The 21,349-nt window shown below is 39.6% G+C and carries 18 protein-coding genes and 1 pseudogene; 6 read left to right on the forward strand and 13 right to left on the reverse strand.

The genetic code is table 11. The features are described 5' to 3' along the window. Positions 1-34 precede the first annotated feature (34 nt). Positions 35-1,492: a CoA-acylating methylmalonate-semialdehyde dehydrogenase gene (locus ACQKMF_RS18070; protein WP_311735943.1), complete on the reverse strand. Its 1,458-nt coding sequence runs from the start codon at positions 1,490-1,492 to the stop codon at positions 35-37. Positions 1,493-1,687: 195 nt separating this feature from the next. Then, a complete protein-coding gene (locus ACQKMF_RS18075) occupies positions 1,688-2,236 on the reverse strand; it encodes a GNAT family N-acetyltransferase (protein ID WP_427574333.1) in 549 nt (182 codons plus the stop codon). A 121-nt stretch (positions 2,237-2,357) separates the two neighbouring features. Here ACQKMF_RS18075 and ACQKMF_RS18080 point away from each other — a divergent pair, with 121 nt between their 5' ends. Further along, positions 2,358-3,314: a D-2-hydroxyacid dehydrogenase gene (locus ACQKMF_RS18080; protein WP_402937198.1), complete on the forward strand. Its 957-nt coding sequence runs from the start codon at positions 2,358-2,360 to the stop codon at positions 3,312-3,314. Positions 3,315-3,498: 184 nt separating this feature from the next. Next, a complete protein-coding gene (locus ACQKMF_RS18085; protein ID WP_029714163.1) occupies positions 3,499-3,699 on the forward strand; it encodes a cold-shock protein in 201 nt (66 codons plus the stop codon). Positions 3,700-3,918: 219 nt separating this feature from the next. Here ACQKMF_RS18085 and ACQKMF_RS18090 read toward each other — a convergent pair whose 3' ends face one another. The 9 genes from ACQKMF_RS18090 to ACQKMF_RS18130 form a co-directional block, all read right to left on the reverse strand. Further along, positions 3,919-4,773, reverse strand: a complete 855-nt coding sequence (locus ACQKMF_RS18090; RefSeq protein ID WP_230175883.1) for a crotonase/enoyl-CoA hydratase family protein — start codon at positions 4,771-4,773, stop codon at positions 3,919-3,921. A gap of 205 nt (positions 4,774-4,978) precedes the next feature. Next, positions 4,979-5,971 carry an ABC transporter ATP-binding protein gene (locus ACQKMF_RS18095; RefSeq protein WP_048679436.1) on the reverse strand — a complete coding sequence of 331 codons (993 nt, stop codon included), beginning with the start codon at positions 5,969-5,971 and terminating at the stop codon, positions 4,979-4,981. 13 nt (positions 5,972-5,984) lie between these two features. After that, positions 5,985-6,998, reverse strand: a complete 1,014-nt coding sequence (locus ACQKMF_RS18100) for an ABC transporter ATP-binding protein (RefSeq protein ID WP_402937200.1) — start codon at positions 6,996-6,998, stop codon at positions 5,985-5,987. 49 nt (positions 6,999-7,047) lie between these two features. After that, positions 7,048-7,977: an ABC transporter permease gene (locus ACQKMF_RS18105; protein WP_101225426.1), complete on the reverse strand. Its 930-nt coding sequence runs from the start codon at positions 7,975-7,977 to the stop codon at positions 7,048-7,050. Continuing rightward, on the reverse strand, positions 7,977-8,906 hold the full coding sequence (locus ACQKMF_RS18110; RefSeq protein ID WP_063235007.1) for an ABC transporter permease: 930 nt from the start codon (positions 8,904-8,906) through the stop codon (positions 7,977-7,979). The genes ACQKMF_RS18105 and ACQKMF_RS18110 overlap by 1 nt, the downstream gene beginning before the upstream one ends. Before the next feature lie 133 nt (positions 8,907-9,039). Next, positions 9,040-10,674, reverse strand: coding sequence for a peptide ABC transporter substrate-binding protein (locus ACQKMF_RS18115; protein ID WP_402937203.1), 1,635 nt, complete (start codon positions 10,672-10,674; stop codon positions 9,040-9,042). Positions 10,675-11,369: 695 nt separating this feature from the next. Further along, complete coding sequence (locus tag ACQKMF_RS18120) at positions 11,370-11,804, reverse strand: DMT family transporter (protein ID WP_137017639.1); 435 nt, start codon at positions 11,802-11,804, stop codon at positions 11,370-11,372. Positions 11,805-11,958: 154 nt separating this feature from the next. Further along, entirely contained in the window at positions 11,959-12,537 is a 579-nt protein-coding gene (locus tag ACQKMF_RS18125; RefSeq protein WP_427574338.1) for a GNAT family N-acetyltransferase, read from the reverse strand. Between the two features lie 64 nt (positions 12,538-12,601). Then, entirely contained in the window at positions 12,602-13,834 is a 1,233-nt protein-coding gene (locus ACQKMF_RS18130; RefSeq protein WP_427574340.1) for an NAD(P)/FAD-dependent oxidoreductase, read from the reverse strand. Between the two features lie 337 nt (positions 13,835-14,171). Here ACQKMF_RS18130 and ACQKMF_RS18135 point away from each other — a divergent pair, with 337 nt between their 5' ends. The 4 genes and pseudogenes from ACQKMF_RS18135 to ACQKMF_RS18150 all read left to right on the forward strand — a co-directional run bounded on the left by ACQKMF_RS18135 (position 14,172) and on the right by ACQKMF_RS18150 (position 17,198). Beyond that, positions 14,172-14,798, forward strand: coding sequence for a CAP domain-containing protein (locus tag ACQKMF_RS18135; protein ID WP_427574342.1), 627 nt, complete (start codon positions 14,172-14,174; stop codon positions 14,796-14,798). Positions 14,799-15,080: 282 nt separating this feature from the next. Further along, positions 15,081-15,962, forward strand: coding sequence for a helix-turn-helix domain-containing protein (locus ACQKMF_RS18140; protein WP_427574344.1), 882 nt, complete (start codon positions 15,081-15,083; stop codon positions 15,960-15,962). A 327-nt stretch (positions 15,963-16,289) separates the two neighbouring features. Then, a pseudogene (locus ACQKMF_RS18145) lies at positions 16,290-16,529 on the forward strand (transposase); the annotation flags it as partial. A 69-nt stretch (positions 16,530-16,598) separates the two neighbouring features. Next, a complete protein-coding gene (locus tag ACQKMF_RS18150; protein ID WP_101225432.1) occupies positions 16,599-17,198 on the forward strand; it encodes an exonuclease domain-containing protein in 600 nt (199 codons plus the stop codon). 196 nt (positions 17,199-17,394) lie between these two features. Here ACQKMF_RS18150 and ACQKMF_RS18155 read toward each other — a convergent pair whose 3' ends face one another. Both ACQKMF_RS18155 and ACQKMF_RS18160 read right to left on the reverse strand, forming a co-directional pair. Then, positions 17,395-19,791, reverse strand: a complete 2,397-nt coding sequence (locus ACQKMF_RS18155) for a YhgE/Pip family protein (RefSeq protein ID WP_427574346.1) — start codon at positions 19,789-19,791, stop codon at positions 17,395-17,397. Positions 19,792-20,197: 406 nt separating this feature from the next. Then, positions 20,198-21,196: an NAD(P)H-dependent flavin oxidoreductase gene (locus ACQKMF_RS18160; protein ID WP_402937214.1), complete on the reverse strand. Its 999-nt coding sequence runs from the start codon at positions 21,194-21,196 to the stop codon at positions 20,198-20,200. Between the last annotated feature and the right edge of the window lie 153 nt (positions 21,197-21,349).

The raw sequence follows: 21,349 nt of genomic DNA on the forward strand, positions 1-21,349 counted from the left end.
CCGACCACAATTTGAGCCGACCCCCTTTTTCCTATCAGTATCTTGCCGTTAACATTTTCTTTCTAGTGTAAAATTCCACTCCGTCTTTCCCATTGGCATGAAGGTCTCCATAAAAGGAACTTTTATAGCCGGAAAATGGAAAGAATGCCATTGGCGCGGGTACCCCAAGATTAATGCCAAGCATCCCTGCATCAATTTCTTCGCGAAATTCCCTGATGGCTTTTGCACTATCCGTATAGAGGCAGGCACCATTGGCAAATTCTGATTGATTGGTCAATTCGATTGCTTCTTCAAGGGTATTGACCCGTACTATGGATAAGACAGGAGCAAAAATTTCATCACTCCATATTTTCATGTTTGTTTTTACATGATCAAATAATGTCGGTCCAACGTAATAGCCATTTTCCTGATCGCCTTCATTCCTGCCATCACGAAGGAGGACAGCTCCTTCTTTCTCCCCGATTTCAATATATTGTTCTGTTCTCTTTTTATGAGTATCACGAATCACAGGCCCCAAGAAAACGTCCTTATCCATTCCATTTCCTATCTTGATGTCATCCGCTGCAGCCTTTAATCTCTCAACGAGCGAATCTCCCACTTCTCCCACCGCAACAACCACTGACGCAGCCATGCAGCGCTCGCCTGCAGATCCGAAAGCGGCATTCGTAATGTTCGTTACCGCATTATCCAAATCCGCATCAGGCATGACGATTGAATGATTTTTCGCTCCTGATAAAGCCTGGACACGTTTTTTATTGGCAGCTGCCGTTTTGTATACATACTCTGCGACAGGCTGGGATCCAACAAATGATACCGCTTTAATGTCTTCATGTTCCAATATCCCATTCACGACATCGTGGGCACCATGGACAATATTGACAACTCCATCCGGAACACCGGCTTCTGTCAATAATTCCACAAGACGGTTGGCCAATAGCGGTGTCCGTTCTGAAGGTTTTAAGATAAACGTATTTCCACAAGCTATTGCCAGCGGGAACATCCAACATGGTACCATCATCGGGAAATTAAACGGCGTAATCCCTGCAACGACACCCATTGGATAACGATACATGCCAGATTCAATACCTGGAGAAATATCAGGAAGCTGGCTGCCCATCATCAAGGTAGGCGCACCTGCTGCGAATTCCACGCATTCAATCCCCCGCTGAACCTCACCATATGCTTCTGTATAGCTTTTTCCATTTTCGATTGTGACCAGCTTTGCAAGCTCATCCCAGTGTTCTATCAATAATTGCTGATAACGGAATAAGAAGCGGGCTCTTTTTGGAACGGCGACCTTTTTCCATTCTTTATACGCCTTTTTAGCAACCTGCACTGCTTGGTTTACATCTTCCTTTGTTGAAAGGGGAACGATCGCCAAAGCTTCTCCTGTTGCCGGATTAGGCACTTGTTCATGTTTCGATGTTGTGGAATCCACCCATTTGCCACCGATATAATTTTTCAACGTTTTTACTTCATTTATTACTGCCATTAAAGAAACCCTCCATTTCAACACGATTTTATAGTTTCATTATATTTTTCAAACGGACTTTTTACATTAGACGTTTTGTATAGTTTTTGATTCAATATTTGCACATATTGTTTGTTTTTGATTTTCCAATATTTATAATTTCAAAACCGATGTATTTTTCCTTATTTCTTCTTTAATCAGCAGACTCCAAAGCCATCATTTTATAATGGAATATAGCTTTAAGTCTTGATGCTTTCCCTTTACAAACATTCCTTTTCTAATGATTCCCTCAATAGACATACCAGCCTTTTGCATGACGCGTTCTGAACCCATATTTTCAACGAAGCACCTTGCTTGTATACGAACTAGGTTCATATTTTCAAAGCCAAAGGCGATTATCTTTTGCGCTGCCTCCGTCATCAAGCTACTCCCCCAATATTCGGGTGCAAGCACATACCCGATTTCTGCACTATGATGATCAACCTGCCATGAAACAAAATCAATAGTACCAATCAACTTACCACTTTCCTTGTGTTCTATGCCCCATGGAGCGATTTTCTTATCCTCATAATTTTGCAGGATAAACCTGATAAAATCTTTTGTATCACATAGGGAACGATGAGCTTCCCATGTGACGTAACGGGAAACTTCACTGTTGGATGCATAAGCGAACATGTCTTCGGCATCATTCATGGTGACTTTCCTCATGACCAAACGTTTTGATTCTATAATAGGCAGCTGTCCATATATGTCTTTCACGTTCATGAATACACCCCATTCCATTGATTATTAGTATTATAGCAAGATTGTTAAGCAATCGCTTTCCCGATTGAAAGATTTTCAAAACTTACGTATAATTCAGAAAAAAAGATACAGGAGGTTAGTTATGCCAAAAAGAAAACTAATAATAAGCCAAAATTTGAATGAGCTCTTACTACAGAAAATTAAAGAATTGGTTCCCGATTGGACGGTTATCACCGGAAGATCTCCGGAAATATGGAGAAATCATATAGCCGATGCTGAAGTGATCGCAGGCTGGAAAGCGGAAATGTCTGTATCGATTGATGCAAGCGAAGTAAAATGGATCCAGACATGGAGCGCCGGAGTGAATGCTTTACCCCTGGAAAATTTAGAACAAATGAATGTTCAGATTACAACTGCAAACGGTGTTCATGCGTATCCCATTTCAGAGACTATTTTCGCGTTAATGCTTGCCTTAACAAGAAAAGTAGATACATATATTAAACAACAGCAGACAAAGACTTGGCATCACGCACATATGAAGCAGGAAATTCATGAAAAGACCATCGGAATCATCGGTGTCGGAAAAATCGGAAAGGAAACCGCAAAAATTGCCAAGGCTTTTGGCATGACAGTGTTAGGAATGCGCCATTCGGATAAATCAGAAGAATTTGTCGATGAGATGTTCACACAAAAACAATTGAATGATCTTCTTCCAAGATGTGATTATATTGTCGTGACATTACCTTTGACCCCAGAAACAAGGTATATGTTCGGGAAAAAGGAATTCATGTTAATGAAGCGCTCCGCTTTTTTCATTAATATAGGAAGGGGAAATCTCGTCATTCAAAACGATTTGGTTCAAGCACTTATGGACAAAGAAATTGCGGGTGCCGGACTTGATGTGTTTGAAACGGAGCCACTTCCTGAGAATAGCCCACTATGGGAGTTGGACAATGTAATCATCACGCCGCACACATCCGGAAATACGGAATTTTACGACCAAAGGCTCATTCATGATATTTTCATGCCGAATTTAAAGAACTATCTAAATGGTAAAAAACCTTCAACAAATTTACTTGATTACAAAAAAGGGTATTAAAAATTGTTCATCGAATGTGTACATAAATAATCTTCCCATGTTAGCTTGCAGATTCCGACATTATCTGTTATATTTAAAAAGAATTATTTTTGTTCGGGAAGATTGATAAGTGAAAAACTTTTCGTCTAATGATTGAGCAAGGGTAGTAACACAATGTGTGGATTCACACTAGGAGGCAACAACAATGGAACAAGGTAAAGTAAAATGGTTTAACGCAGAAAAAGGATTTGGCTTCATCGAACGCGAAAACGGAGACGATGTATTCGTACATTTCTCAGCTATCCAAAGCGAAGGATTCAAATCATTAGACGAAGGTCAAGAAGTTACTTTTGAAGTTGAGCAAGGTCAACGTGGACCCCAAGCTACTAACGTTCAAAAAGCATAATTTTAAATACAATATATAACGGACCCTACTTGTAGGGTCTGTTTTTTTTGATTAAAAAAGCAATCATAAAAAAACCCTATTCACGGGGAATAGGGAACATGAAACAAGTTTAGTAAATGGTAAACCCAGTATAACACACTAAGAATAGAAACCCTAATTTATCCGAAAAGTAAAAATTATCACGCACTTCCCCTGGTTTCCCTGGGCCATTCCATTCAATCATTTCTTATCCACTTCATATGTTCGATCCGTTCCCCAAGGATAAAACGGAGGCATATCACTACTGCTTTTCATCTTGAAATCAGCTTTCCTTTTTTCGAGGAAAGCTTCGATCCCTTCTAGTGCATCCGCTTGTTTTCCGGTCCAATGAATCATTTTCGATTCTATTTTGTGTGATTCAACAGGATGGTTTGCACCGAGCATGGTCCACATTAATTGCCGGGATAACGTCACAGAAACGGAAGATGTATTTTCCGCAATGTCTGTTGCAATTTCCATAGCAGCAGACATCAATTCTTCTGGCTCGACGATCTTGTTTACCAACCTTCCCTCATATGCTTCACTGGCCGAAATCATCCTGCCGGTAAAAATCCATTCGGAAGCTTTACCCATTCCGACAAGCCTGGGTAAGAACCAGCCGCTGCATGCCTCCATCGTTATCCCCCGCCTCGCAAATACAAAACCCATATTTGCATCTGTTGAAGCGATTCTAATGTCCATGGGCAAAGTCATTGTTATCCCAATCCCGACTGCCGCTCCATTAATGGCAGCAATCATAGGTTTCTTCATCTCGAAAATCCGTAATGACAACATTCCCCCTGCATCGCGGTATTCAACCAAAGGAGTGTGATCCATAAACGTTTCTGCACCTTTTTCCAAATCCATTCCAGCACAAAAAGTATCCCCAGCGCCAGTTAATATGACGGCTCTTACGTCATCATTTTCATCCGCTTCATTAAAAGCGCGAATCATCTCCTCACACATCTTTTCATTGAAAGCATTCATTCTCTCTGGACGATTAAGAGTAACAATCATGACACGATCGACGATCTCACTAGTTATCGTGGAATACAATAACAGCCCCTCCTTCTCTCACAAATTGATACATTCAACAGAATTTTATATTTACATATAATTACATTTTATATGTTTTATTTTCAGATTCCTAGTTTTTTATTTTGACATGCTGATAAATAATTTGATAATCGTTTCTATTCTAAAAATATTTTACATAAATGTGTAAAAAAAGACCAGTCGCAAATGCAACTGGTTTTTTTGTTTACCAATATAAATGACAAGCAACGAAATGCCCTGGTTTTTGTTCTTTCCATTCAGGTACAGCACTGGAGCATATCTCCATCGCCTTAGGGCAGCGCGTCCGAAATACACAGCCGCTCGGCGGATTGATCGGACTTGGTACATCGCCTTTAAGGACGATCCTTTCCCGTTTAATAGTCGGGTCTGGTATCGGCACTGCGGATAGCAAGGCCTGTGTGTATGGGTGTAGCGGATCTTTCGTTAAAGAATCACTATCCGAAAGTTCCATCATTCTTCCAAGGTACATGACTAAAATGCGATCTGAAATATACTTGACCATCGATAAATCATGCGCGATGAATAAATAAGTCAATCCCATTTCTTTTTGCAGTTCTTTTAATAAGTTGACCACTTGGGCCTGTATCGAAACATCCAAGGCAGAGATTGGTTCATCACAAACGATGAATTTAGGATTTAAAGCCAATGCCCTTGCAATTCCAATACGCTGGCGTTGTCCACCACTGAATTCATGCGGAAAACGAGTGATATGTTCCGGACTTAAACCAACTAGCTTTAGCAGGTCTTCCACCCGTTTTCTTCGCTCTTTACCTTTTGAAATTCCATGAATGGCAAGTGGTTCCCCTATCAATTCCTCCACCTTCATCCTTGGGTTCAAGGATGCGTACGGATCTTGGAAAATCATTTGTATTTCACGGCGGATATGTGACATTTCCCCGGGTTTGTAATCGAAAATATTTTTCCCCTGAAAAAGAACTTCTCCATCAGTCGGTTCATATAATCGAGTGATTGTACGACCTGCAGTCGACTTACCGCAACCGCTTTCCCCAACAAGACCGACAGTTTCCCCTGGATAGATTTTGAGATCCAAACCGTCTACCGCTTTAAGCGATTGAGAACCGATAGGAAAATGCTTCTTCAGATTCTTTATTTCAACAAGAGGAGAATTTTCGTTGTATGTCTTTTCTTTTACGGCCTTATTTTTCAGTGAAACCATTAGTTCTCCTCCTTTATACATTAGTCGGTGCTTGTACCTGTGCTGCCTTGGCCATCGGGTGGTGCAGCCAGCATGCGGCTGTCTGACCTTCTTCCACTACTTCAAGCTCCGGATCATGTTCTTTGCACACTTTCATAGCTGATTCACATCTTGGGTAAAATGGGCATCCTTTTGGCGGATCCAATAAATCCGGTGGTGATCCGATAATCGGAACCAACGGAGCCGTTTTTTCCATATCCAGCCTTGGCACCGTTTTAAGCAGACCTCTTGTATAAGGATGCTGCGGGTTTGAAAATATAGCCTCTACCGTACCCGTCTCAACAACCTTGCCTGCATACATGACGACTACCCGTTCACAAGTTTCTGCAACCACGCCTAAATCATGAGTGATTAATATGATGGAAGTATCCATTCTTCGTTGGATATCTTTCATCAGTTCCAAAATTTGCGCTTGTATCGTTACATCCAATGCAGTTGTTGGTTCATCGGCAATCAGTAATTTCGGTTCGCAAGCAAGGGCCATCGCTATCATCGCCCTTTGGCGCATACCACCTGAAAACTCATGCGGATATTGCTGCATCCTTTTTTCCGGCTGTGGAATACCTACTAGTTTCAGTGTTTCCAACGCCCGTTCGTATGCATCATTTCGGGACATATTTTTATTATGCTTTAAAATGCCTTCCATGATCTGGCTACCGATTTTTGTCGTTGGATTGAGTGAAGTCATCGGATCCTGGAAAATCATGCTGATTTCATTTCCGCGAATCCTCTGCATTTCCTTTTCACTCATTTTAAGAAGGTCTTTACCGCCAAAGTTTATCGACCCTTTTCCATACTCTGCCGGGGGTGTTTCCAATAATCTCATGATAGATTTCGCTGTAACACTTTTGCCGCATCCGGACTCCCCAACAATCGCAACGGCTTCCCCCTTTTTCACGCCAAAGTTCACACCGCGAACCGCTTGCACTTTACCTGCATAAGTATGGAAGGTGATTTGTAAATCGTTGACTTCTAATAGGTTCTCCATCATCGTCCCTCCTATTCTAGTAATATCAAATCATTATGTTAGGACTCATTTATTTCCGTAGTTTTGGATCTAAGGCATCCTGCAACCCGTCACCAGCCACATTGAACGCGAACATCGTTAAGGAAATCAATATTGCCGGGATTAACAGTTGATAGAAATTCCCTACCAGAATGCTTCCCAGTGCATCACTTGTCAATGTTCCCCAGCTTGCCTGAGGTGCCGGAACTCCCAGTCCCAAAAAGCTAAGTGTAGCTTCGGCAAAAATGGCAGTAGGTACAGTCAACGTTAAATTGACAAGGATCGGTCCCATTGTATTAGGAATCATGTGTTTTCTTAAAGTCCAGCTCGTATTGGCTCCAGAGATTGTTGCAGCATGGATATATTCATTCTCTTTCAGTTGTAAAACCTGTCCCCGTACCAGTCGCGCCATCGGAATCCACCCCGTAATCGACATCGCAATGATGATCGGCAGAATACCAGGTTTTAATACGACCATCATTAAGATAACCATCAATAGGTATGGAATCGCATAGATAACCTCGGCAAACCGCATCATGATATTATCCGTGCGTCCACCGCGAATGGCAGAAATCCCGCCATAAAGGACACCAATTAAAAAGTCGATCAGCGCTGCCATCAATCCAATGAACAAAGATATCCTTGCACCGTACCAAGCTCGCGTAAATAGATCCCTTCCTGATGAATCCGTTCCAAACCAATGCTCGCTATTTGGGCTAAGATTCTTATTCTCGAAATCTTGTCCATAATAAGTATATCCGTTAATGTACGGACCAAAAATCGCCATCAAGACCAAGAGGATTATAAGAACAAATCCAGTCATCGCCAGCTTATTTTCTTTAAATCGACGCCAGACGTCAGACCAATATGAAACTGTAGGTCTTGCTATTTTTTCAGCTTCCTTAAAGTTGCCTTCGGCGGGTTGGAACATATCTTCGGTTAAATGCACTTTATCTGCCATTATTTCTTCTCCCCCGTCACTTTAATTCTAGGATCAATCAACGTATAGGCTATGTCAACGATGAATATCAATAGAATAAGCACCGCACTATACACAATTGTGGAACCAAGAATCACCGGGTAGTCCCTGTTGGATATTCCCTTTACGAACATATCTCCCATGCCCGGAATACCAAAAATACGTTCAATGATGAAGCTTCCTGTCACGATATTAGCCGTAAGGATGCCCAGAATCGTGATAATCGGCAATAACGCATTCCGAATCGCATGTTTGATTATGACACCGCTCCGTTTCAATCCTTTGGCTTTTGCTGTCAAAATGTAATCCTGCCCCATTACTTCAAGCATGCTTGTCCGCATCAGTCTCGCGATGAAAGCAAGCGGCATCATAGAAAGGGCAATGGATGGTAAAATGGTATGCTGCCATGTCGCCCATGTAGCAACAGGGAATATATTCCATTTAATTGCAAAATAATTGATTAAAATAGTCGCCAGGATAAAGTTAGGAACGGAAATCCCTACGATGGCAATGATCATTGATAAATAGTCGGGCCATTTATTTCTTTTCAGTGATGCCACGACACCCAAAATGAGGCCAAAGAAGATGGCAATCACCAAAGCTTGTGCCCCTAAGTGCAAGGACACCGGAAACCCCTTCAAAATGTAATCATTCACGGAAATGGATGAAGATTTCAATGAAGGACCAAAATCAAATTGAACGACTTCCAATAAATAATTCCCATATTGGGTCAACAACGGCTTGTCTAATCCATAGTGGACTTGAAGGTTTTCATAAACAGCAGGAGGCATGGCTCCTTCTTTTGCAAATGGATTTCCCGGAATCGTATGCATTATGATGAACGTTAATGTAATAACAGCCCATAAAGTAATAATCGCCCATTTAAAACGGTTTAATGTATATCTCAACATGGTAATCACCCCAATCATCGATTTTCTAAGAAGTTGAAAACGGAAATGAATGCATGAAATATTCAAATTCGCAATTGAAAAATGGGGTATGTCCTTAATCGGACATACCTCCCATTTCACTATTATCCTTCTATTATTTTTTATCCGCGTAAATAAAGTTCGGATAAGCGTTAATCGGAGCAAAAACTCCAGTAACATTCGATTTAACCATATATGGTTTTGTATAGAAGTAAACCGGAAGGATCGGCATTTCGTCAATCATGACTTTCTCTGCTTTATGCAAAGCATCCATGCGTTCTTTTGGATCCATTGTAGATTTTGCTTCTTTTAATAAATTATCATATTCTTTGTTTGACCAACCTGCATCATTATAGGCTCCGTCCGTTTCCCAAAGCATGAATGTCATCGGGTCAACATAGTCACCAACCCATCCTGCACGGGAAATTTCAAAGTCACCAGCTTTTTCACGGTCAAGCTTAACTTGGAATTCTGCATTTTCAAGTGTCACTTCAACACCCAGGTTATCACGCCACATTCCTTGAACCGCTTCAGCAATTTTCTTGTGTGAATCTAAAGTGTTATACAAAATTGAAAACTCAGGTAATTCTTTCATGCCTTCTTCAGCAAGTCCTTCTTTTAACAATTTCTTAGCTTCGGTAACATCTTCCTTAAATAGGTTACCTGTATTTTCCTGGAAATCTCCAGATGCATCAGGAATACCCGGAGGGACTACGCCGAAAGCAGGCTTTTGTCCGCCTTGAGCAACATTTTCGGTGATTTTTTGACGCTCGATAGCCATTGAAAGCGCTTTCCTTACTTTAGCATTATTGAAAGGTTTCACTTCTGTATTAAAGTTGTAATAGTAAACGGCAAGTTCTTTGCCCATTTTGAATTCTTTATCATCAGAATTGACCATTTGACCTTGAATATCCACTGGCAGTGGATAAGCGAGGTCCAATTCGCCACTCTGATACATTTGCCATGCTGTATTTTCATCTTCAATTAGAGCAAAGTTAACCGCATCCAATTTGATTTTATCTTTATCGTAGTAATTTTCATTCTTTTCGATTTTCAGGCTTTCTTTATGTTTCCATTCCGTTAATTTGAACGGCCCGTTTGAAACGTGAGTTTTTGCATCCAAAGCCCATTTCGGATTTTCTTCCTGTACCTTTTTATTGATTGGATAGAAAGTATAGAAAGAAGTCAAGTCAAGAAAATACGGTGTAGGCTGTTCCAAAGTAACGACTAATGTATGTTCGTCTGTCGCTTTAACCCCTACGTCCTCTTCCTTCCCTTTCTTACTGTTGTAAGCTTCCCCGCCTTTAAGATAATAAAGTTGGTAAGCATAGTCAGCAGCCGTTTCCGGTTTCAAAGCATATTTCCAAGCATATTCGAAGTCATTGGCTGTAAGCGGATCTCCATTTGACCATTTCAAACCATCTTTCAATTTGAATGTCCAAGTTAATCCATCTTCACTGGTTTCCCATGATTCTGCAGAACCAGGTACGATTTTGCCTTCTTCCGTTTTCTTTGTCAGTCCCTCAAACGTATGTTCAAGGATCCATGATTCATGAGTGCCTTGTGCATTTGCAGGGTGAAGCGAACCAGGTTCACTCGAATTGTTTACATTTAATACCTTTGATCCGGATGAGTCACCCGAGCCACCTTCTTTTTCATTCGAAGTTTCCTTCGAACCGCCATTGCATGCCGCAAGCATAAGCATGATGGCCATAAGAAGAGCAAGCACTGAAAATTTAGACTTTTTCAAAAAATATTCCCCCTCATCTTTAATCTTTCTTAGAATAATCACATTTAAGAGATTATCCTTCTAACACCTATTAATCTTTCGTATAGTACAAATAATGTCAGCGAGGAAAGTTAGAAGCATTCATTGCAGGAATTCACCAAAAAACAACTAGCGAACCGTTTGCATAAATCTGTATTTCTACCTATAAAAGCAATTAATGCAGTTTACTAGTTAAAAATCACCCTCTTTTCAACCTCGCTAAGGATACTATACCTCGAATTAAAGATGTTGAATTTTAAGTATATTACGAATAAATCAAAAAATCAATAAACCAGTGAGTACTTTTTCACAATATAGTAATTAATTGCTAATCAATTCGATCTAGATACTAGGTAAATAGAAATGATCACCTGAAAGGACTTCCGACTTCCAGGTGTTTTTCCAAACACCTCTAAATCAGTATTCATATAGGTTCTCTTGTCTATTTATTTCTAAATATTCTAATAATTAATGCTAGGTTGGTTACTAAGACCACCTTCCTAGCAAACCATCCACTCTCAAATAATATATTTTAGTAGGATAATGCATTACTTCATTAAAATATTTAGTTCTTTTTAATCGATATCCAAATAATAGTTAATAACTATAGTAGAATAGAAATACCCCTTCATTCTCCCCTATATGTACCCGTCGTTTCAATGAAAAATGACCCTTCTTCATTTATGATTAAATAAATATAATGACACGAAAAGTAAACATATGCCTGCCACCTTTTTCGCGTCCAATGGGATGCGTACCCCTCCAAATAAACCGAAATGGTCAATGACAGCCCCGATTAGTATCTGGCCTGCGATAACCCCGACCAATGCAGGTGCCACTCCAATCTGAGGGACAACCAATATAATAACAATGACATAAATAGCCCCTAACAGTCCGCCTATCAATTGCCATTTTGGTACAGAAGCTACCGCAGAAATATTTCCATTTCCTGCAAACAAAACAATAAATAATAAAGCGAGTGTCCCGATTCCAAACGAAATGAAAGAAGCCTCAATGACCCCCACTTTTTTCCCTAATCCACCATTGATTTGTCCTTGTATGGCAATGGTGATGCCGCCTAGGACCGCAAGCAACGGAAATAGTATCTTCACAATGATTTTGCTCCTTTTTATGTCCACCCGGACTGATTAAATGAATTCGCATTCCATTTTAACATGAAAAATATGTATATTGTCCATTACTGATATAAAATCATCTGCAAATAAAAAACTGGCACTTGGGCCAGCTGCAATCTTCTATATTAAACTAAAATCTATTTGATCCCTGAAAACTTTGTTGCCGTAACTGGCAATACTCTGTGCTTAACAAGGAAAACACAAGGGCATCATGCGATTGTTCACGAAGAAATAGATAACTTCGGAGGCTGCCTTCCTCTTTGAATCCAAATTTCTTCAATAAGTTTCTGGATGCAATATTATCCTTGAAAGTTAAAGCGGCGATTCTTTGTAGTTTCAATTCTTCAAAGCAATAGCGCAATACTTCGTTGACAGCTTCAGACGCAAGGTGTTTCCTCCAATATTCAGGATGGATTTCATATCCTATTTCGGCGCGTTTGTTGGCTAGGCTCAATTGATTCAGGCCAACGGTACCGATGAATTTGCCTGAATCCTTTAAAATGACTCCCCATCGCATCCCACGTTTGTTTATATAGGCACTTTTAAACGAGTCGATTAAGCGACGGGCATCTTCTAATAGAGTTAAACTTTCTATCCCATCATATTTAGTCACTTCATCTTTAGAGAGGATTTCAAATAGACTCTCAGCATGATGGTGACCTATTTCGATTAAACGCAGCCTTTCTGTTTCCAATTCCTTAAACCACATCGAAGAATCCCTCCGTATATTCAGCTGTCTACTTATTTCTATTCATGAATAAGAGATACCTGTTTTAATGGACAATACTTTTTGAAAAATTCCTTTCCTTAACGTACAATGCCGAGTCCTCATGTCCACCCTTTGTAATCAAATCCCTGATGATTTGGGAAAGGATGACACTGTAAACCGTTCCATTCCCGCCATAACCCAATAAGAAGTAGCAATTAGGATGGTCAGGATACATTCCTATTGTCGGTAAACCATCATGGGTCTCACCAAAAAAAGCTCCCCAATAATAATCAGCCGAAATCCGATTCTCTAATTCTGGAAACAAATTGACAAGCTGCTTTAATAATTTATCTCTTTTGTTCAAAATCATTGAATCCCTTTTATCCAGATAACCGGTCGATTCATCAAGACCACCAATGATAATTCGATTGTCAGGAGTTTTTCTTGCATATAAATAAGGCCGTGCCGTTTCCCATATCATCATATTATCATGCCATTTAGCTTGATCTGCTATTTGATTGGTTGCGATGGCATACGAACTGAGAATCACTGCATTTTTATCCTTCACCTCTTCTTGGGCTTCATACCCAGTCGCGAAGATGACCGTCTGTGCATGTATCGTATGTCCGGTTTGGGTAAATAACTGGGTTTGATTCTCTTTTAATATCTTCCCATTGATTTTTGTTTTTGAATAGACACGTACGCCTTTCGAAACTGCCATTTCAATCAATAAATGTGCATGTTTATAAGGGTTGATTTCAGCATCATTATCTGTAACCAGCGCTCCTGCTTTCGGAAACGAAAACTTTCGGTAAATCTCTTTTTCAGTATAATATTCAACAGGGAAATTGCGGGATTTTAGATTATTATATTCTTCTTTAAGCATAGAAACATCCTTGGGATTGGATGCATAGTATAAGCTTTTTCTAATTTTAAAATCCGGGTTTTCCTTTAAACTTGGAACAACCTCTTTTTCAAGTATCCTAATGGCGTCCAAACAAAGCAGAACATGCCGCGTCCCAGCTTCTTCTCCAAAACTATGAATGAGGGATGTTAATGTTTTATCATTTGAATACTGTAAGAGTCCAGTATTCGCAACCGTACTCCCTTCACTTATATCCCGTTTATCGATCAGAACCACATTCAGACCCGTCTCTGCCAAAAAATAGGCACAGTGCGCCCCAGATGAACCACTCCCCACTATACAAACATCACATGAAAGATCCTCTTCCAGCATTGGGTATTCTTTTGCTTCAAATGTATCTTTCCAAAACAATTTGCCTGCCTTTAAATCCATATAAGTTCCACCCTTAGGATAATTTATTAGTTCAATCATATTTAGTTACATATAACTATATCGTTTTGATGTTCTTATTGTTTACCCTGACAAACACGGCCTGCAAACGTAAAATGATTCTTTATCTACATGAAATGATCCTACCAATTTATCAAAAAGCCCTATGATTTTGATTTACCATATACTCTCCCAAGTTATATGGACCCGTATTTTGTATGTTCTTATTCGATACCTTTTTCCCATTCCAATAAAGAATGTTAATGAGCTAATTTTACACAAAACTATTTTTATAGCATACTATACTTCCAATCCAGATATTCTACTAGGAGGAATCAAAATGAAGAAAATCATCATTTTATCAGCACTGTCTCTATCCCTACTATCTCCAAAAGTTGCAATGGGAGCCAATACATACGAGGTGGCAAAAGGAGATACCTTAACGAAAATTGCTTCTGAATATGATGTCAGCATTGACGAATTACTCAAAACGAACTCTGCAATAAAGGATGCAAATCAAATTCGAATCGGACAAATCATAAATCTTCCGGCATCCAACACAACAGTAAATCAAAAAGAAAGTCAATCAGTTGAACAGCGGGTTCTTAGTTTGGTTAACGAAGAACGTTCAAAAGCTGGCCTCTCTCCCCTTGAAATGGATACAGAAGTTTCCAACGTAGCAATTCTGAAATCTGAGGATATGCGTGATAATAATTATTTCAATCATACAAGCCCGAGTTATGGATCTCCTTTCGATATGATGAAATCCTTTGGTATCAGTTACGAGTACGCAGGGGAAAATATCGCAGCAGGTCAACCTAGTGCGGATGCTGTCATGAAATCATGGATGAACAGCCCCGGACATAAGGCCAATATCCTGAACAAGAACTATACACATATTGGAATTGGGCATGTGACAGGAGGGAAATACGCCCACTATTGGACCCAGCAATTCATTGGAAATTAATAACGTTAGAGGCGGCAGGTTGCCGCCTCTTTTTTTATCCTTATATTTTAAATTTAATGCTTACTATTATCCGTGATTATATACTTTTCTCAATTTATAATGAAAAGACGTCATATTAGTTTGCTCACTTCAATACTAAAACGCAATTCATAATTTTTGTTGTAGGGATACCATGGAAAACACGTAAAGTAGTTATTTCGAACCATCTTTCATTATCTTACTGATAAAAATTAAATTATGTTAAAATAGAATTCTAGACATAGGTACAAAGGGGCAATTGTAATGAAAATAGAGGTTGGCTCTGTTATCAACGAATTACGTATAAAACAAAATCTTACAAGGGAAGAACTGGCTAAGGATATATGTGAACCTAATGCCCTGTCAGATTATGAAAGAAGCATCACTTCTCCAACCATTGATGAATTGGCACTTTTTGCGGATAAACTTAAAGTTGACCTGCCGTATTTCTTCACTACCAAAAATGAACCGATTTATAATTACATAGAAACGATAAAACTTTTGATTAACAAATACAAACGGACTCGTAATTATGAAGCAATCTATGAAATCGTCCAAAAAGAAATGGCAACTGCATCGGAAAAATCGATATCATTTTATCAATTCTTAAAATGGCATGAAGGTATCTCTTATTTTTATTTATACAATGACAAACAAAAGGCTATAGAATTATTGAATGAGGCCATTCAGATTACCATGGGTAAACGGGTCATTCTTCATCAACAGGAAATAGAAGTTTTAAATAGTATCGGGATCATCCATTTTAAAACGAAGAATTATGAAGAGGCCATCACCATCTTCAATGAAGCACTGGAATTTATCGAGAATATTCCCCATGTGAATCAAGAAGGTACCATTATAGTGAAGATCATTCATGGATTAGCACAAACATTGACTGAACTTCATTATTATCAGGAATCATTAAATTATACTCTTAAAGGGATCAACATTTGCAATTCGATAGAATCATTATATTTATATGCGGAACTCCATCTTTTAACTGGTAAAAATCTGGTTCATCTTCAACAACCTGAAGAAGGACTGCACTATATAAAGCAATCCAAGAACATTTTCAGCCTTCAAAAAAACGAAGAATTCGTACAAATTGCCGAACATGAATTGGAAAGCATTTTGCAATGCTTATGAACTTCAATGGATAAAAAAAGATAGAGATTGCTTAAAATCTCTATCTCAGACTGTAGACAAACTCGATGAAAATCGAGTTTGTCTACAGTTTTTTTTGGCTTTACAAATTTGGACGTTGATTTCCACTTCAGGCACTCGCTTTCCGCGGGCGGTCCGGGAGCCTCCTCGGCGCACTTGCGCCTGTGGGGTCTCCCTTGGACTCGCTATTCCCGCAGGAGTCTCGCAAACCCGCTCCAATCAACTATGTTTAAAATTTTAGATGGAACTCCTTTTGCCTATAATCTTTTTTGTTTTAAAATAGAACTATTAATACTTGAGGTGATGAGGATGCTTTCGAAACATAATTCTATTCAGCGAGACCAACTTGAAATGATTACTTTAGATCAACTGGTGCCGGCGAATCATTTGGTTCGTATAATTGAGGCTTCCATTGACTTCACTTTCATTTATGACTTGGTGAAAGATATGTATTCAGAGGAAGGACGCCCAAGTATTGATTCAGTTATTTTAGTTAAACTGACATTCATTCAATATACCTTTGGTATTCGTTCCATGCGTAAAACGATCATTACACTTTCAATAGCTATTCTATGTCAGCTATAATAGAAGAATGTAACCAAACTGGAGGAAAAAAAATTGACTAATAGATTAGGTTTAGTACTCGACGTAGAAACAACTGGTTTACGTCCCTCTTCAGATGAAATTATCGAGCTTGCCCTTATACTCTTTACATACAGCAGTGAAACAGGGGAAATCATTAATCTTGTTGATCAAGAATCATTTTTGAGGGAGCCTCTCTCCCATGGAGCAAGAAGGAATTATGATCAAGCATACAGAATTCATGGGATTCCATACAGCTCCGTCGAAGGAAAAAGTTTTCACGATGAAAAAATTAAATCCTTCATTGCCCGTACCGATTCGATATTCGCACATAATGCTTCTTTCGATAGAAGTTTTCTCTACCAAATGTATCCGGAAATCAATGATCAAAAATGGTTCTGTACGATGCGGAATGTACCTTGGAAGCAATATGGATTTGAGAATAGTAAACTCTTAACATTACTGCAGGCACATAATATCACCAATTTTCAAACACATAGGGCTATGGACGATATTGCTTATCTAATGGAACTTATGAGAAAACCAGGTCCTTCTGGCCATCCTTATTTAAAGGATGTCATTGCAAAAAATCCGATGAAGAAATATGCACCTGCACCTCAAAAGACAAGGGTATAGCCGTTTCAATAATTACTTCATTGTTCAGGCTGCACCAATGTTTAGTCACAAACAAACCGTTGCCAATTCCGTTAGAAAATGAATGCATATCTTTACGATTGGTGTTATTTTAGGGGCACTTTTATTTTCCTGCATTTCACTTATTACCTGATATTTATCAAAAAACAGCGACCCATTACGTGTCGCTGTTTTTTGATCATTGTTCAGTTGCTTCTTCCTGTTGTTCATTTAATGCGCCGTTCAATTTCTTATGCCGATACATAAAGTAAAGAAGTGATAATATTAATGCCGCAACGAGGAATATGGCCAATATGCCAAGATTATGCCACATGAAGCTATAATCTCCTGTTGAAATCACTGCCCGAAAAGCATTAATAGAGTAAGTCATCGGTAAAAACGGTGTGAATCCTTGCAGGAAGCCTGGAACCAATTCATTTGGGAATGTTCCGCCACTGCTTGTCAGTTGAAGAATCAAAATCAATAATGCTATGAACCGGCCAGGATTGTCAAAGGCCGAACCAAGGAACTGAATGATTGCCATGAATGTGCAGCTAGCAAGAATGCTTACTGCAAAAAATAGCGGCAGGCTCGTAACATTGATTCCAAGGCCTAAAATTAAAATCGAGTCCACCAATATGGCTTGACAGATTCCTATGAGAGCCATGACGCTGTATTTACTAAGAAACCAGCTAAATCCACTCGCCGGTTTAACAGCAGGGTCTCTTAACGGGAAAATGATTGTCAGAACGATAGCCCCGATAAATAAACTTAATGAAATTAAATATGGTGCAAAACTTGTTCCATAGTTCGGTACATTATTAATTGGTAATTTATCCACTTTAACTGGGCTTGCAAACATGTCATATACTTCTTCATTGGATTTTATCTTACCTGCTTCGTTTGCCCCGTCATTCAATTCCTCATGTAATTCTGCAGATCCATCTGAAAGTTTGGCGATTCCATCTTGTAACTTTATGGCACCATTCGCCAGTTCTCCCATACCGCTAGTAAGGCTGGATGAACCCTCCTTCAACTTATCCGTTCCCGTAACCAGACCTTTGGAACCTTCGGAAAGCTGTGAGGTTCCACTTGATAATTGCTTGGAGCCATCTTCAAGCTGATCAAGCCCGCTTACCAAGTTATTGCTGCCTTCGGTTAACTGTCCTAGCCCACTCTGAGCGGAATCTATACTATCGCCAAATGTTGTCAAACCAGACACCAATTGACCTTGACCATTTTTCAGTTCATTCGCCCCATTGGCGAGTTTATCCTGAGCTTGCTTTAATTGAGTGAAACCTCCGCTTAATGCACTTGTACCTTCACCTAACTGATTTGCACCATCACTAAGGCTATTTGAGCCTTTAGCAATTTCAGTTGCACTGGCTGATAGTTTCCCTACTCCTGCAGAAACTCCTTTACTACCTTCACTGATGCGGGTTAGAGAAGAAATCACTTCCTCCAAACGCGCTTTTTCTGCAGGATCATCCGCAGCTTCAGATTGTTGTTTCAATCCGGAAATAACCTCATCCAATCCTGCCGACACTTCAGATGCCCCCGCTTTTGCTTCGTTCGATGCTGCGCTCCAATCAGACAATGAACCTGAAAGCTGGGCAGCACCAGCCGCTACACCATTTGCTCCCTCTGTCAACGCGGGCAGCTTTTCTTCTATTTGATTGAAGCCCTCTAATGACTGCTGCAGTCCAGAGGCCAATTCACCAGTTCCCGCTTCAGATTTCTTGGCTCCTTGCAAAAGCTCGGATTGCCCATCTTTCATTTGTCCAACACCAGAGCTGAACTGTTGTAACCCTTGATTGAGTTCTTTCGATCCCGCAGCTGCCGAACCGACCCCATTCGAAAAGGTCAATGATTTTTCAGCTAATTTTTCCAAGTTTTCATGGATTTCGACAGAACCTGAATGAATGGAATCAATTCCTTCATCCACTTTTTTGGAGCCTTCTTTGGCTGAGTTAATCCCTTCACCAAGTTCACTGGATCCGCTCTTCACTGTATCTGTCCCATCTTTCAATTCCCCAGCTCCATCACTGGCACTTTTGAGTCCATCAGCCACTTCGTTCAAATTATCGAACATTGACTCTGCATAGGTTTTCGTAACGGCTGACGATACCTCCCCTTTAATTCTCTCAGAAGCTGCGTCACCTATTTTAGTCGATATATAGTTGAACCCTTCATTGGACGTATAAATCAAATCAAGTTTTTCCGGATTATCCTCCTGTAAGGTCGTTGCATTCTTCGAAAAGTTTTTCGGGATTTCTATTTTCATGTAATAATCTTGATTTTCAAGGCCTTCATTGGCTTCTTTTTGACTAACGAAATGCCAATCGAAATCCTTCTTTTCCTTTAATTCCTTGACTAAATCTTTTCCTATTGTAAGTTCCGATTCATTGAACTCCGCACCCTCATCCATATTGACAATGGCAACAGGCAATTGGTCGACCTTACCATATGGATCCCAAAATGCCCACAGGAACGTGCCGCTATATAATAAAGGAATCAGTATGATCCCTATTATGGAAATGAGTATCATAGGATGTTTTATTATGGCTAAAAATTCACCCTTTAAAGATTTAAACACGCCTACCAAGCCCTCCTATACGACGAATATGCCGTTTATTAATCTATCTAGGTGAAAACTGATTGAAGAATGCATAATTAAGTCATTTGCTTCTGCAATATAAATTTAAATTCTTCTTCACCTTGATATATATAATTTTTAAACAATCAATAATTACTGACCATATTGTTCATTTGGTCAGTATCACAAAAATAATATAACATTTATCCTTCTTTTTATCAATATTTTTTCACAATCTTACCTCGTATATTTACTGCTTTTCTCTTTATATCCTATTTTGATTGCCTTTTTAGCTGATTGAGACCTTATCATGAATTATGTCTGACATTATATGAAAAAAAGGGATATCCATAATGGATACCCTTTTTGTTAGCTATATTAGCATAATTAATAAAGCGCTTTCATATCATTTTGATATAATTCCTTTTAATTTTTCGGCCTGCCCGGTCAATTTCTTCAAGGACTCCTGATACTCTTTTTCCAATTGTTTAATGATGCCGGCAGCGGTATCTATTTTTTTAATTGCCCCTACACCATGACCCGCTGACCAAATATCACGCCACGCTTTAGATTCAGATGGTTTGGACATGCTGTCAAAATCGACTTTTTCTTTTTTGGCTAATTGTTCCGGGTCCATGCCTTCCTTTCTGATGCTCGGTTTCAGCATATTACAATTAACGCCTGAAAATGCATCAGTCAAGATGATGTCATCATGATCACAATCGACAAGCATTTCACGATATTCATCATTTGCCCTGCTCTCTTTCGCCACGATAAAACGTGTACCCATATATGCAAGATCAGCTCCAGCTGCCTGAGCTGCCAAAATACTGTGACCAGTACTGATGGATCCGGCAAGCAAAATGATTCCGTCCCAGAAAGTCCTTACGCTGTCCACGAAAGCAAAGCTATTTATCTCACCCGCATGACCACCGGCTCCCGCGGCAACCAAGATCAATCCGTCCACACCTGACTCCGCAGCTTTTTTTGCAAAATCCACAGAACTGACATCCGAAAAGACCAAGCCGCCATAGCTATGTACGACATCCACCACATGTTTGGGTGAACCTAATGATGTAATGACGACGGGAGGCTGATGCTTTTTGACCAATTCCAACTCTTCTTCAAGCCGGCTATATGTACGGTGGACAACCATATTCATTGCCCATGGAGCAATCTTTGAGCCTGGTTCTTTATCCTTTGCTGCAATCAATGTGTCGTTTATGTCACCCATCCATTGATCCAGTACCTCTATCGGACGCGCATTCGGTGCTGGAAAAGAGCCGATCACCCCATTCAAACAGCATTCTTTCACTAACTCAGGACCGGATATTAAAAACATAGGTGCTGAGATAACTGGTAAAGATAATTGATTCCACCACTGTTCAGGCAAACTTCTAGTCATCCATTAAACCTCCCATTATTAATATATTACCAAAATATAACACTACAAGATTATCATACTTCTAAAATACACAATTTTCAAGAAATTTAATTTAGCAGCAAAAATTTCATTTTCGGCAGCGCCATTTCAATAAAAAAACTGTATATGGATACG

The sequence above is a fragment of the Peribacillus sp. NPDC101480 genome, assembly GCF_050277335.1.
Classification (GTDB): domain Bacteria; phylum Bacillota; class Bacilli; order Bacillales; family DSM-1321; genus Peribacillus.

Excerpts from the sequence above, each read along its gene's own strand:
- ACQKMF_RS18070 (WP_311735943.1), bottom strand. The coding sequence starts at position 1,492 with ATGGCAGTAATAAATGAAGTAAAAACGTTGAAAAATTATATCGGTGGC.
- ACQKMF_RS18075 (WP_427574333.1), bottom strand. The coding sequence starts at position 2,236 with ATGAACGTGAAAGACATATATGGACAGCTGCCTATTATAGAATCAAAA.
- ACQKMF_RS18080 (WP_402937198.1), top strand. The coding sequence starts at position 2,358 with ATGCCAAAAAGAAAACTAATAATAAGCCAAAATTTGAATGAGCTCTTA.
- ACQKMF_RS18085 (WP_029714163.1), top strand. The coding sequence starts at position 3,499 with ATGGAACAAGGTAAAGTAAAATGGTTTAACGCAGAAAAAGGATTTGGC.
- ACQKMF_RS18095 (WP_048679436.1), bottom strand. The coding sequence starts at position 5,971 with ATGGTTTCACTGAAAAATAAGGCCGTAAAAGAAAAGACATACAACGAA.
- ACQKMF_RS18100 (WP_402937200.1), bottom strand. The coding sequence starts at position 6,998 with ATGGAGAACCTATTAGAAGTCAACGATTTACAAATCACCTTCCATACT.
- ACQKMF_RS18105 (WP_101225426.1), bottom strand. The coding sequence starts at position 7,977 with ATGGCAGATAAAGTGCATTTAACCGAAGATATGTTCCAACCCGCCGAA.
- ACQKMF_RS18110 (WP_063235007.1), bottom strand. The coding sequence starts at position 8,906 with ATGTTGAGATATACATTAAACCGTTTTAAATGGGCGATTATTACTTTA.
- ACQKMF_RS18125 (WP_427574338.1), bottom strand. The coding sequence starts at position 12,537 with ATGTGGTTTAAGGAATTGGAAACAGAAAGGCTGCGTTTAATCGAAATA.
- ACQKMF_RS18130 (WP_427574340.1), bottom strand. The coding sequence starts at position 13,834 with ATGGATTTAAAGGCAGGCAAATTGTTTTGGAAAGATACATTTGAAGCA.
- ACQKMF_RS18135 (WP_427574342.1), top strand. The coding sequence starts at position 14,172 with ATGAAGAAAATCATCATTTTATCAGCACTGTCTCTATCCCTACTATCT.
- ACQKMF_RS18140 (WP_427574344.1), top strand. The coding sequence starts at position 15,081 with ATGAAAATAGAGGTTGGCTCTGTTATCAACGAATTACGTATAAAACAA.
- ACQKMF_RS18160 (WP_402937214.1), bottom strand. The coding sequence starts at position 21,196 with ATGACTAGAAGTTTGCCTGAACAGTGGTGGAATCAATTATCTTTACCA.